The organism is Kitasatospora azatica KCTC 9699 (assembly GCF_000744785.1).
Lineage (GTDB): Bacteria > Actinomycetota > Actinomycetes > Streptomycetales > Streptomycetaceae > Kitasatospora > Kitasatospora azatica.
The window spans coordinates 5230765-5243304 of sequence record NZ_JQMO01000003.1 but is presented as its reverse complement, the minus strand read 5'-3'; the positions used below and the strand labels follow the sequence as shown (position 1 = coordinate 5243304).

Here is a 12540-nt window from a genome sequence, read left to right as displayed (position 1 = left end):
AAACTGCTAACAGGAATCGGGCACCACGCCAGCCGTTCTCCGGAGAGAGACGGACCGGCGTCGATGCGGTCGCCGCAGATCAGGGCCCGCCCAGCTCCAGCACCGCAGAAGCCCACTCCAGGGTGGACGGTGGTACAAGTCCGGCCTCGGACACACTCTTTCCCCACCGTGCTTGATCTCCGAGCACGGTGAATCGGCGCCCGTTCCAGGCCTTCGGCCAGGTGCGGGCGTTCGTCGTTCCGCAACGTCCTCAGCTCGTCGCTTGTCTCGCCGGAATGTCAGCCGATCAGGCTTCTCTCGGCTCGCTCGGTGCCGGCGGTCAGGGTCTTGGCCGCCGCGTCGTAGGTCAGCGTGATGCCTCTGGCACGCATGTACTCGACGGCGTCGAGGGCGGTGGGCGGTTCACCGGCCGCATCGCCGACTGCAGCTGTGAGGCGCAGGACGAGGGCTGGCAGGTGGGCCAGGATCTGGTCTTCTCGCACGTATGCGTTGCGCGGCCGGTCTGGGTCCGGGGTGGTGGCGCTGTTGTGGCCGTGTCGGCAGCGGTAACCGGGGCGCTGGTGGGTCCAGTGGGAGTCCATCCGGCGCCCGCACAGGCCGCAGTGCAGGATCCCGGCCAGCCGGTACGTGCGGCCCGGCGTCGCTTCTCGGGTCACGCGGACGTTTTGGGCGGCGACGAAGTCGGCCTCGCTGACCAGGGCCGGGTGTGCCTGTTTGTGGGAGATGGCCCAGTCGTTGGGGGTGTTCCAGCGCATGACGTCGCGGTGGCCGAGGGTGGTGTTGTCCGGGTCGATCAGCTCGTGGTCGGTGCGCTGGCGGTTCCAGACCTGGCGGCCGGTGTAGCGGGGGTTGGCCAGGATGGCCCGCACGGTGGGGACCTGCCAGTGCTGGCCGTCGCGGTGCGGGTTGCGGTCCGGGTCGGCGGCGGACGGGGGCGGGACCTGGGTGTCGTTCAGGGCACGGGTGATCCGGGCGAGGCTGTGGCCGGCCAGGCGCTGGGAGAAGATCCACCGCACGATCGGGCCGGCGTGGGGGTCGGTGTCCAGCCGCCGCAGGCGCACCCCGCGCCGGGCGAAGGACCGGTTGGGGTGCGGGCCCGCATCCACCAGGCGGTAGCCGTAGGGAGGCCGTCCGCCCAGGTAGCGGCCCTGGTCGCGGGTCTGGACCGTCATCGCGGAGCGGACCCGGATCCGGGCACGGGTGACCTCGCGCTTGGCGAGGATGCCGAGCAGGACCATCAGCTCCTCGTGCCCGGCGACCTTCGGGTCGACACAGCCGCCCAGTTCCGGGATCCACACGCCCACGCCGTAGTGCTCGAACAGCGGCGCCATCACGCTGAACTGGTTGCCGTGGAAGGCGCGTTCGCTCGAGCCGATGACGATCGCGTCGAACCCCCGGTCCGGATCGGTCAGCGCCGCGAGAAGAGCGCCGGCCTCGGGACGGCGTGCCCAGGGCAGCGCCCTGCTGTGCCCGACATCAAAGAACTCGGCCACGACCCGGCCATGGCCGGAAACCAGGGACTCGGCCTGCAGCAACTGCCAGGCGCGCGACGTGGCGGGGTCCTGGTGGTCCTCGGTGGAGACCCGGCCGTAGAACGCGAACCGCAGCCCGCCGCTCTCGGGTGTCCTCACCTGAGCGTGCCCTCCACGTTCACGCACCCATCCAGCCAGCGCATCCGACATACCGTCTGAAGTAGCGGACACATCGCCACTCACTGCCAAAGCCATCGCCACAACCGACACCTCCCGCCGACTCGCGGCCAACACCGCACACCCGAGCATGGCCACCCCAACAAGGCTCTGGCGAGCATCGTCCGGACTTATCATCACGAACGGGTGAAATTCGATCAGAATCCCTGCGCGCTGGCCACTACTGCCTTCTCACCCGGTGCCACAGCCAGCAGCCCTGGGGCGGGGAGCACGGCAATCGGACCGAGCACCTGAACAGGCTTGGGTTCAGCGAGACCCGGCTCAGCTCCGTGACGCCTGGGTCTGATCCCGGCTGTTGGCTGGGGAGCATGCGTATGCCAAACGGATTTGTTCACCACGCCAACCAACAGGCGGAGTCGAACCCGCTGGTGTCGGCCTCTCGGGCCTCGAAGCTGCTTCCACCCGTCACCGAGAATCATGAGCCGTACTGTTCCATCGGCCCCACTGGACATCGCGGCGCACCACCCTGCGGTACCCACGTGCGTGTTGTCCCCGACTGCCCCGAGAGCTCGCTCGGAACTACGACGCCTTCACCACCAACCGGAGCACGGTCTGCGGTTACCCGGGCTGAACTCGGCCACCACGATGGCCCGACTGCACCTGCGGCCGGCGGATGGAGCACCTGCTGACCATCTCGGCGAGGAAATCATTGCGGCCGATGGCTCCCTGTCGAGGAGCGCACCCGCCCCGGCTCCGACTGCGAGCACTCCGCCCGTCCCGCGCACGAAGACGACAGCCACGGGATGTGCATTGGCAACACGGGAGGCGTACACGTCTTCATCTGCCGCACCTGCCCGGACCTGCCCACCCTCCGGTACGACTGCTGAGCACGGGAGACGCCCCCTCTTCCTCGCGTTCTCACCCTGGGTGAGCCACGCCTTGGATACGCTCTGCGGTCATGAGCACGATGAGCAGGGCGAAGCTGGAGGCGATGGCTGAGGAGGCCACGGTCGACTGCTACGACGAGGACGAGGCGCTCTCCGGTTGGCACGCGATGTTCGAGGAGCACCTGGCCGTGCCCTTCGCGACGGTGGTGCTCGGGGTGGAGGTCGTCGTCGAGCAGGTCGATCTTCGTGGCAGTCAGATCGTTGCTGTCTGCTCCCGTGGGGCTCATCGGCAGGCGATCGGGATCATCGACCTTCCTCTTCCGTCGCCCGTGCCCGAAGGTGCGGAGTGGATCGAGGCGTTCTGCCGGTGGGCATCCTGACGGCGCCCGGCCACATCAGTCCCGACAGTCCGTGAGTGCAGTGGAGCAGGTCCGTTGAGTGAGTATCAGTACTACGAGTTCCTGGCCGTTGACCGCCCGTTGAACGCGGCCCAGATCGCCGAGGTGCGCGCGCTGTCCACCAGGGCGCGGGTGACTTCGACGAGGTTCACCAACAGCTACCAGTGGGGCGACTTCCGCGGCAGCCCGGACAAGATGATGGAGCGGTACTACGACGCCCATCTCTACGTCGCCAACTGGGGTACCCACAGGGTGGTGATCCGACTGCCCAAACAGCTGCTGGACCTGCGGACCGCGCAGCAGTACTGCTTCGAGGAGTCCGTACGCGCCTGGTCCTCCGGCCCGCACGTGCTGCTCGACCTGAGCAGCGAGGACGAGGAGGGTGACTGGGACGAGGACGCCGAGGACTCGCTCGCCGCGCTCAACGGCGTGCGCGCGGAACTGGCGGCCGGTGATCTGCGCGCCCTGTACCTGGCCTGGCTGTCCGCGCTCAGTGGCTGGGAACTTCGCGAGGACGATGAGGAGGAGTTCCAGAGCGAGGTCGAACCGCCCGTCCCGCCGGGCCTGGCCGCGTTGAGCGCACCGCAGCGCGCCTTGGCCGACTTCCTGCGGGTCGACTCCGACCTGCTCGCCGTCGCCGCCGACGCCAGCCCCGCGCTGACAGCGACGACGGCCCCGGAGGGCGACCTGACCCGGTGGGTCGAGGCCCTGCCTGCGGCGGAGAAGAACGCCCTGCTGCTGCGCGTCGTCCGCGACGATGACCCACATGTCCGGACCGAGCTGCTGCGGCGCTTCCACGGCGCGGCGATGCATGCACCGGCCGACGCGGTGAGGCGTACAGCAGCCCAGCTCCTCGACGCCGCGGCCGCACGTCGCACCGAGCGGCAACGCCTCGCCGCCGAGCATCAGGCCCAAGAGGTCGCCCGCCGGGAGCAGCAGACGGTGCTCGCCCGTGAGCAGCGTCTGACGGCCCTGGTCGGCCGGCAGGAGCAGAGCTGGCTGCGTGTCACCGCCCTGATCGATACCAAGAAGCAGGGCGAGTACGACGCCGCCGTCGAGCTGCTCAAGGATCTACGCGAGGTCGGCCAACGCACCAGTAATGCACACGAGTTCAGCCAGCGCCTCGCACTCCTACACCAGCAGCACCAACGCAAGTCCAGCCTCATCGAACGCCTCAACCGCGCCGGACTCACTGCCTGAACAGCTGCGGAGCCTCCGGCGGGAGAGCGGCGTCCACCACCCGCCCGCCGGAGGACCCCGGGCGACAACGGAACCGTTCCGCGCGGGGCACTGGCAGACGACGGGCCGTGGACGACCAGCACTCCGCGCCGAGCTTGCGCAGGACACGCCCGGAAATCGTCCTGAATGACTGCGCATCGACCGTCGATTTCGGATCATGGGCTGGTGGATGACTGGTCCGGCTGGAACGACCCCGCCGAGTTGCGCGTACGGCTCGACGCCGCGCTGCAGGAGATCGCCGAGCTGACGACGGAGAACGAACTGCTGCGCGCACAAATCGGCATGGCTCGCGGCAACGCCGAACCCGATGACGTACAGCCACTCACGGACACCGCACCACCCCGACGCTCGGATTCCCTGGCCAACAACGGTTTGCCGTACGCGGACGCGGACTCCAGCCCCCAGGCCAAGGTCTCCCTCTTCCGGACGCTGTTCGCCGGGCGCACGGATGTGTATGCGACACGGTGGGTGAGTTCGAAGAACGGCCGGACCGGATGGAGCCCAGCCGAGGAGAACCCCTGGGACAAGAACAAGCCGGACGCCGAGCGCATGTTCTTCCCACTCACCGACCAGGTGGTCTTCCGGCATCTGAGCCGTCCTGAAGCAGGGCAACGCGAGCTGCACGTCGGCCTGTACCCGATGCTCCCCGACGACACGACCCACCTGCTGGCATGCGACTTCGACGACAAGGACTGGAAGGGCGACGCCGCCGCATACGTCGAGGCGTGCACGAAGGCCGGGGTACCGACGCTTGCGGAGATCTCCCGCTCCGGAGCCGGCGCGCACGTGTGGATCTTCTTCACCGCCCCGGTGCCTGCCGCTCTCGCCCGCGCGATGGGCATGGCGCTGCTGCGGCGCGCGATCGACGCCCGCCACGGGATGTCCCTGGCCAGCTACGACCGGCTCTTGCCTGCCCAGGACTTCCTGCCGACCCACTCCAAGGGCGGAGCCCGCTTCGGAAACCTCATCGCCCTCCCGCTTCACGGCGGCTCCCGCACCGGCGGCACCACCGTGTTCTGCGACCCGACAACCTGGCAGCCATTCCCCGACCAGTTCGCCCACCTGTCAGAAACCCAGCGGTTGACACCGGATCAGGTCCAAGCCCTCGTGAGCGAACTCGGCCCGCTTCAGGCTGGCCCCTCCCCCACCACCCCGCAACTGCCGGCCCGGCCGCGTCGAAACGCCCTCGGTAAAGCCCCGAAGATCGTGAGGGCCCAAGCCGGAGCGATGCTCAAGATCGCTACCAGCGGGCTGCCCCCGCAACTGATCGCCGCACTCAAGCACGCCGCCTCCCTGCACAACCCGGAGTTCTACCGCCGGCAGAACCAGCGGTTCTCCACCTTCAACACCCCCCGTCTGATCTGCTGCTTCGACGCCACCGACCCCGAATGGATCGCCCTGCCCCGAGGGCTACACGACGAGGCCACCAGCCTGATCAGCGCCGCAGGCGGCATCCTCAAGGTCACCAGCACACAGCCCGAGCACACCACGATCGACGTCCGGTTCACCGGCGAACTCACCACGGTCCAAGTCGAGGCCGTCGCCGCAATGACCCCACACGCCACCGGGGTACTCGTCGCCCCGCCCGGCTCGGGCAAGACCGTCATGGCCTGCGCACTGACCGCTTACCACGCTCGGCCCACCGCGATCATCGTCAACCGGGCCGAGTTGCTGTCCCAGTGGCGCGAGCGTCTGGAGACCTTCCTTGATCTCGGCGACGGTGCGGTCGGCTCTCTCGGGGCAGGCAAAGACCGCCGCGGCGGCATCGTCGACCTGATCATGCTTCAGTCCCTCACCCACCGAAACGCCCCCGACGGACTCCTGGACAACTACGGCCTGGTCGTCGTGGACGAGTGCCACGCCGTCGGCGCGCCGGCCGCCGAGGCCGCCATCCGCAGGGTCAAAGCCGAGCGATTGATCGGGTTGTCCGCCACCCCCTACCGCGCGGACCAGATGGACGCGCTGATCACCATGCAGTGCGGCCCGATCCGACACGAGATCGAAGACCAGAGCACCTTCGCCAAACACCTGATCGTGCACCGAACCGCCTTCACCACCGACGAGCCCGGCACAGATGGCGCCTCCATCCAGGCAATCTACGGCGAACTCGCCATTGACCTGACCCGCAATCAGCTCATCGCCGCGGACATCGCCGACGCATACCGGAGAGGGCGGTGCAGCCTGGCGCTCACCAACCGGATCGAACACGTCAACCAGCTGGCCGCCGCACTCAAGGGGCACTGCATCGAGACGATGCTCCTGCACGGCGGCCTGCCGGTCATCCAGCGCGACCGCATCCGGGCCGCACTCGCCGAAGACGATGCGGGCCCGCTCGTACTGCTGGCCATCGACAAGATCGCCGGCGAAGGCTTCGACGCACCCCGCCTCGACACCCTCTTCCTGACCAGCCCTGTCTCCTTCAAGGGCCGCGTCATCCAACAAGTCGGCCGGATCATGCGCAACACCGAGGCGAAGAAGAACCACGTCGAGGCCCACGACTACCTCGATGCCGAGGTGCCGCTGCTGGAGCGCATGCACCACAAGCGCCGCCGCATCCTCGAGCGCCGCGGATTCAGCACCGTCCCCGCGCTCACGAAACCGCAGGCGACTCACCAGGAGCAGGGTGCACAGAGCGAGTCGCCTGCAACGGATACCTCATCATCCGAGCCGACTTCCGCCCACGTGCGGTCGTGGGCACGAGAACACGGCCTCGAAGTCCCCGCTCGCGGCAAACTGCGCACCGCGATCTGGAACGCCTACCGAGAGGCCCACTCGTACCCGGGCGGCTGACCCAGTACGGCTACGACTACTCGCCGACGGCCGCGATGCACCACCCGAGGCGGCAACCCGGACACACTGCTACCAACGGCGCAGGACCTTCCAGCGCTCCTCGAACGCGGCCACGCCATCGGGGCCGAGCAGGTGCCGGTACGGGGCCGGCGGATTCAGGCAGCAGTCAACCTCGCAGGCGGCGACCAGAGTGGCGAGGCGCTCGGCCAGCTCCAACGGGTCGTTCCGCAGCTGTTCGCACAAATCGAGGTGGAGCGCCGCCAGTTCAGCGCCGATCTCGCCCGACTCGTTGTCGTACGTGCGCCAGTCCTGGCTGAGGACCCCGGCGAGATGGTCCCAGCGCTCGACGACGTACTCAACCGCATCGAGCAGCTCGCCCGACGGCGGGCGCAGCGCCTGGGCCCGAAGCTCGGCGAGGACGGCGCGCACGGCGGTGACGATGTCGTGCAGGTCGTACTCGTACCTGCCGTCGGGGATGGACCGGGCCTCGTCTACCAGCGCGCGCAGCGGCGCCAGGTCCTCGGTGCTCGGCGCGCCAAGGCGGCCGGTGACCACCTCCAGGTCGGTGGCGAGCAGGCGGTTCCGGACAGCGTGACGGGCGATCAACGCGACCAGCTCCGCAGGGGTAACGCTTTGGGCGAGGGCGCGGAAGCGCCGCTCGGCCGGATCCAATGCCTGGGTGCTGGCGTGCGACTCGGGCAGTGAGGTCCAGGTGAGCCCCACGCGCACGCCGGCAAGCGCGGCCGCGACCGTGTGCGGGCACAGAGCAGCGGCGAGAGCGTCGCGGCAGTCACATTCACCCGTCAGGACACCGCCCACGACACCGACCCACACCTGCCAACTCTGTTTTCCATCAGCGACATCAGCGTTGACACCGCCGTAGCCGGGCTCCACACCGCGGACGGCGCCGGCAGCCAGCAGATCCTCGCCGCCGCTGAACACCCCGACGGACGCGGCGGCTCGAATGGTGTCCGTCATGATGCTCACAGCCATGCCCCCATCCAACCCTGCCCGGACCCAACCGCCGAGCGGCGGCAAACGGCTGGACTCGTCGGTCACCCGCCGGCCCACTCGAACGGGTGAAACCGAGCTGCACTCCTTGCGCACCGCCATCCGCGACAAGCATCATGTCTGCAGTGGGACTGTGACCCGCCGCACCGAATCCACTACGGCAGTGCCAGTTGCCCGCGCAGCAGCGGCATGTGCGTATGGGTCGACACACCCCTCGGACACAACCCATTCGCCAACATTGTTGGCGAGGGAATGCAGGTCAGGAGCGATCCTGACCTACATTTTGCGTTGCGCGTGATTGTAGTCGCAGCGCAGGCCGAGTGCGGCGTAGATCTGGCGCTTGGTCTCGGGCTTGGCATCGCGTAGGACGGCGATCATGCTGCCGGCTTGATCTACGAGGTCGGCGATCTTGTGGGGCTCGGAAAGTCATCGTTGCTGGTCAAGCTGCGTATCGGTACTCGTTGATGACGCCGCCGAGGACGCGGGTGCGCAGGAGTCTGCGGCCTTCGAGGTCGTGTGCGCCGGGGGTCTGCTCGTGGGCGTCGGCGGGTAGCTGCTTGCGGGCCCGGTGCGGCCGGTGCTCGTTGTAGTGCCTTTGATAGGCACCCAGAACCTGCCGAGCCTGGGCCTCGTTCACAGCCATACAGGATGCCGGACAACGAGCTCGTCACCGTGGAGCTGATCATCAGCCATGACGTGCGCCGGGCTGCCTCCCCGCACCTCGACACCCTGTTGCAGCGCGGGTGTTCACCCGCGGTCGCCGAGAACATCGCGTCTTACCGTCACCTGGCCGACTGACTGACCATTCGGTGACCCCGGCTCAGTTTCGTGCGCTGTTCGCCTCCGGCGACGACAGACCCAGTGCGGTCAGGCGGGAGCACACCTGCTCGGCCTTCGGGGAGCGCAGGGTCTGGTACTGCGACAGCGCACGCTTCCAATGGTGCGCGGCACGCCGAGGATCAGTGGCTTCCAGCAGGGCTGCGAGACCCTCGCGTGCACGGGCCTCCTCGAAGAGACTGCCGCAGGCCCGGCTTCGCCGCAGGGCTCGCAGGAAGTGGCGCCGGGCCGGTTCCGCCTGGCCGGCTCTGGCATTCGCCTCGCCCAGACCGTTCAGGGCCATGGCGGAATCGAGGTCCAGCCCGAGTTCCAGGAAGACGTCCAGCGCCTGTGTCAGATGCGCCGTGGCGTCTTCGTACCGTCCGAGTTCCATCTCGGCCAGCGCCATGCCTCGTTGGACGATCGCCGTGTTGCGCCGGGCACCGAGGCCGCGGTAGACGTCGAGCGCCTGTTGGTGATCGGCCAGGGCCGCGAGGTGGTCTCCGGCGTATTGGTGTACCCAGGCACGGTTCTCCACCGCGGTCGCCACCCCGTGCGCGTCGCCCACCGACTCGAACCCGGACCTCGCCTCCTCGTAATGGCGCGCCGCGTCCTGGGAGCGGTCCTGTTCGATGAGCGCGACTCCCATGCTGTTGTGCAGGACGCTCTGTACGCGGACCTCACCGGCGTCCGTGGCCGCGTCGAGCGCGACCTGGAGTGTCTCCAGCCAGCTGTCCCAGGCCTTGGTGTGAAAGAAGAAGCCGCGCATCGCGTCGGCCAGGATCCAGCACCGCGAGGGATCCGAGGTGGTGGCCGCCGCTCTGAGGAGAGCGGCCAGTTGGGGCATCTCCTCGGCGAACCAGGCCAGTGCGGCGTCTCGTTCGTCGACGTCGGGGATGCTGTGCGGCGGGTGGTCCACGGTGTGGGGCAGGCGGTAGCGCCCTGGTGCCACGGCAGAGTCCGCGCGGTCTGCGGTGTACAGGTAGCAGTCGATCAACCTGTCCATGGCCGCTCTGGTACCCGCCTCGGGCACGTCCTTGTGTGCCCGTTCCCGGGCGCAGACGTGGAGCAGATCGTGCAGCTTGTAGTGGCCGGCGCCGTCCGTCTCGACCAGGTGGGCGTTACGCAGTGTCTGCATCCGGCGCCGCACGTCGCGCAGCGGCAGGTCGGCCAAGGCGGCGACGGCATGGACGCCCACGCGCGGTCCGGGGTGCAGACCACACAGGGCGAACAGCAGTCGCTCACCGTCGTCGAGGCTGTCGTAGGAGGCCCGGAACGAAGCGGTGACGGTGCGCTCGCCGTCGTCCAGTTCCACCAGTCTTTTCCGTTCGTCGTCCAGCCATGTCGCGAGTTCGGCGAGGTGGTCGGCTGTTTCTCCCCGTACTCGTGCGGCCGCGACCCGAAGGGCGAGGGGAAGTCCGCCGCAGTTGGTGGCGATTCGTCGCGAGTGAGAGCGGGTCGCGGATTCTTCGACGTCCGTCTCGATGTGGGGCTCGGCCGCCACGAGGAACAGTTCACAGGACTCATCGGGCGAAAGGGCGGAGAGTGGGAACCGGCGGGCGTCGTCCAGCGCGGGAAGCCGGTTGCGGCTGGAGACCAGAGCCGCACAGCCGTGCGGCGGCAGCAGCGGGTGGACCTGTGCGCTGTCGCGGGTGTTGTCGAGGAGCACGAGCACCGAGCGGTCCCTGAGGCGCTCGCGGTAGACAGCGGCCCGGTCCTCCGCATGCTCCGGGATCGCGTCCAGCGGCAGTCCGAGCCGGTGCAGCAGCCGGCCCAAGGCGGCTGCCGGCGTGAGCGGTGCCAGGCCCGAGGCGTACCCCTGGAGGTCGATCGAGAGCACCCCGCCGGGGAACCAACCGCGGCCGACTGCACCATGGGCGACCTGCAGCAGCAGTTCGCTCTTGCCGATTCCCGCGGGACCGGTCACCAGCGCGACGCGAGGGCGCGGCCCGGCCTCGCCGTCCGGGGTGAGGACCGTCAACAGTTCCCGCACCTGGTGGTCGCGGCCCACGAAGACGGAGGAGGGCATGGGAAGAATCCCGAGGGGAGGGGCGGGAGTCGGCGGAAGATTCATGGTGACACTGCCGGCCTGGACCACCGGGCCGTAGTACGTTCCCCCGCTGATGCTGTTGTCGGTGCGGGACGCAGAGGGCTCGGTCATGCGGTCCTCGCACGGGGAACGGACGGCACCGGATGGTCGGGAGGCATGCCGGTCACCCTCGCTCTCCTCTCATTGGTCGCGCTCGGGCTGCGGACGCCTGGCCGGAACAGGGCGCCCGGCGGAGTGTTCCTCCCCGTCCTGGACACACACCACACGTCCGTCGCGTGCGCGCCCTATGCTCCCCTCATGGGAGAGCCGAACCAGGTCCACGATCTCGCCGTCTCGTTTGCCGGCGAACAGCGGCCCTACGTCGAACAGGTCGTCGCGGCATGCAGGGAGTCCGGCCTGTCCGTGCTCTACGACCGTGATCTCAGCATCGAGTTGTGGGGCCGCAATCTCATCATGGGATTCCGGGAAGTCTACGGCGGCAAAAGGGCACGTTACGTCGCGCCCTTCCTGTCGCGCGAGTACCTCGCGACGCCCTATCCGATGGACGAGTTCAGGGCCATGCTGGTGCCCGCCCTGGACAACCCTGACGACTACATCCTCCCGGTGCTGGTCGGGGATGTGACCGTGCCGGCGGAACTCCTCAGTCCCGCCGTCGCATTTCTCCGTATGGAGGACTACACGCCTCAGGATCTGGCCCGCGCGTTCCGCCTGCGAATCCCCGACTCCGGTTCCGCGCCCCTGGCGGGAACACCGACGCGGAGCGAGAGCACGGCGCAGGTTCTGCGGATCCCCAGGACGACACCTGAGGGCTTCAGCAGATACGCGGAGCTGGAGTCCTCGTTCCGGTATCTCACCGAGCAGTTCAAGAAAGCCGCCCCGCGGATGTCCGAGTCCGGCCTCGTCTGCACGGTCCGCAACTCCGACTCGGAACTTCGGGTGCGCGTCGAGCGGCGCGGCCGGACCCTGTACGGGATCGACATCCACATGGGCGGCATGGGGCGGGACGACGTGCTCAACTTCGTCGTCGGGTCGCGTCTGTACGGCGTCAACAGGAGCAACGGCACCGCCACACCGGTGTTCGATCGCGCTACCGGAACTCCCCGGCTGGAAATGCACGACCTGTCGGTGTTCGGGAGCGGTCCTAGCACCAGGTCCCTTTCGAAGGAGCAGCTCTTCGAGGAGCTGTGGAATCGCATCGTGGACCAGGTGCAGCAACTCGCGGACGGCTTCTGACGGATTCAGCCTGCCGTACCGCCCTGCCCGCCGCGGTCGGAGCCGCCCGGCCTGTCCGACCGCGGAGCGGCCATGGTGAACGTGAGGTTGGAGAAGTCCCGCCCCTGCAGCGCCGGACCATGCTGGGTACCGCCGCTGATGGTGTTGTGCACGGCACGGTCGTCGAGGGGAATCCGCTGCACCTGGTCCTGCCAGGCGGCGAGTACGGCGCGGAACTCCGCGTCCAGGGCGGCCCGTACCGCCAGCGTCGTGCTGAGTGCCTGTGCGATGCTCTGGTCGGCGGGGTTCTGGGCGAGCCGTGCCAGTTCCGCCTCCCCCGAACCGGCTGCCGGGCCGTCTTCGTCGGCGCCACCGCGGCGGAACGGTCGTCGCACCAGTGCGGAGAGCGCCGCCCACGCGTCTCGTCCGAGCTCGCCTCCGGCCCCGCCAGCCAGCGCGGCCAGTAATCCCACCGACACCGGATCCAT

10 protein-coding genes are annotated in these 12540 nt (G+C 68.6%); 5 read left to right on the top strand and 5 right to left on the bottom strand.

The features are described from left to right. Positions 1 to 278 precede the first annotated feature (278 nt). The gene (locus BR98_RS33845; RefSeq protein WP_232247823.1) at positions 279 to 1631 is read right to left on the bottom strand and encodes a recombinase family protein; all 1353 of its coding nucleotides are present in this window, start codon (positions 1629 to 1631) and stop codon (positions 279 to 281) included. Positions 1632 to 2607: 976 nt separating this feature from the next. Here BR98_RS33845 and BR98_RS33840 point away from each other — a divergent pair. The 3 genes from BR98_RS33840 (at position 2608) to BR98_RS33830 (ending at position 6963) form a co-directional block, all read left to right on the top strand. Beyond that, on the top strand, positions 2608 to 2916 hold the full coding sequence (locus tag BR98_RS33840) for a calcium-binding protein (protein WP_035851012.1): 309 nt from the start codon (positions 2608 to 2610) through the stop codon (positions 2914 to 2916). A 54-nt stretch (positions 2917 to 2970) separates the two neighbouring features. Next, entirely contained in the window at positions 2971 to 4134 is a 1164-nt protein-coding gene (locus BR98_RS33835; protein ID WP_035851010.1) for a hypothetical protein, read from the top strand. A 204-nt stretch (positions 4135 to 4338) separates the two neighbouring features. Further along, positions 4339 to 6963 (top strand): TOTE conflict system archaeo-eukaryotic primase domain-containing protein, encoded by a 2625-nt coding sequence (locus BR98_RS33830; RefSeq protein ID WP_051970783.1) that lies wholly within the window; start codon positions 4339 to 4341, stop codon positions 6961 to 6963. A gap of 69 nt (positions 6964 to 7032) precedes the next feature. Here the strand turns inward: BR98_RS33830 and BR98_RS33825 are convergent, their stop codons facing one another. Continuing rightward, on the bottom strand, positions 7033 to 7956 hold the full coding sequence (locus tag BR98_RS33825) for a hypothetical protein (protein WP_157538053.1): 924 nt from the start codon (positions 7954 to 7956) through the stop codon (positions 7033 to 7035). 457 nt (positions 7957 to 8413) lie between these two features. Then, complete coding sequence (locus BR98_RS33820) at positions 8414 to 8611, bottom strand: integrase core domain-containing protein (protein ID WP_035851006.1); 198 nt, start codon at positions 8609 to 8611, stop codon at positions 8414 to 8416. 11 nt (positions 8612 to 8622) lie between these two features. Here BR98_RS33820 and BR98_RS39900 point away from each other — a divergent pair, with 11 nt between their 5' ends. Next, complete coding sequence (locus BR98_RS39900) at positions 8623 to 8772, top strand: hypothetical protein (protein ID WP_157538051.1); 150 nt, start codon at positions 8623 to 8625, stop codon at positions 8770 to 8772. 22 nt (positions 8773 to 8794) lie between these two features. On the opposite strand, the gene BR98_RS39895 is transcribed toward BR98_RS39900, so the two are convergent. Continuing rightward, the gene (locus BR98_RS39895) at positions 8795 to 10819 is read right to left on the bottom strand and encodes an ATP-binding protein (RefSeq protein ID WP_051970781.1); all 2025 of its coding nucleotides are present in this window, start codon (positions 10817 to 10819) and stop codon (positions 8795 to 8797) included. Positions 10820 to 11137: 318 nt separating this feature from the next. Here BR98_RS39895 and BR98_RS39890 point away from each other — a divergent pair, with 318 nt between their 5' ends. Continuing rightward, positions 11138 to 12073 (top strand): toll/interleukin-1 receptor domain-containing protein, encoded by a 936-nt coding sequence (locus BR98_RS39890; RefSeq protein WP_198042328.1) that lies wholly within the window; start codon positions 11138 to 11140, stop codon positions 12071 to 12073. 5 nt (positions 12074 to 12078) lie between these two features. Here the strand turns inward: BR98_RS39890 and BR98_RS33805 are convergent, their stop codons facing one another. Beyond that, positions 12079 to 12540, bottom strand: a complete 462-nt coding sequence (locus tag BR98_RS33805) for a hypothetical protein (RefSeq protein WP_051970779.1) — start codon at positions 12538 to 12540, stop codon at positions 12079 to 12081.

Excerpts from the sequence above, each read along its gene's own strand:
- BR98_RS33840 (WP_035851012.1), top strand. The coding sequence starts at position 2,608 with ATGAGCACGATGAGCAGGGCGAAGCTGGAGGCGATGGCTGAGGAGGCC.
- BR98_RS33825 (WP_157538053.1), bottom strand. The coding sequence starts at position 7,956 with ATGGCTGTGAGCATCATGACGGACACCATTCGAGCCGCCGCGTCCGTC.
- BR98_RS39900 (WP_157538051.1), top strand. The coding sequence starts at position 8,623 with ATGCCGGACAACGAGCTCGTCACCGTGGAGCTGATCATCAGCCATGAC.
- BR98_RS39895 (WP_051970781.1), bottom strand. The coding sequence starts at position 10,819 with ATGCCCTCCTCCGTCTTCGTGGGCCGCGACCACCAGGTGCGGGAACTG.
- BR98_RS39890 (WP_198042328.1), top strand. The coding sequence starts at position 11,138 with ATGGGAGAGCCGAACCAGGTCCACGATCTCGCCGTCTCGTTTGCCGGC.
- BR98_RS33805 (WP_051970779.1), bottom strand. The coding sequence starts at position 12,540 with ATGGATCCGGTGTCGGTGGGATTACTGGCCGCGCTGGCTGGCGGGGCC.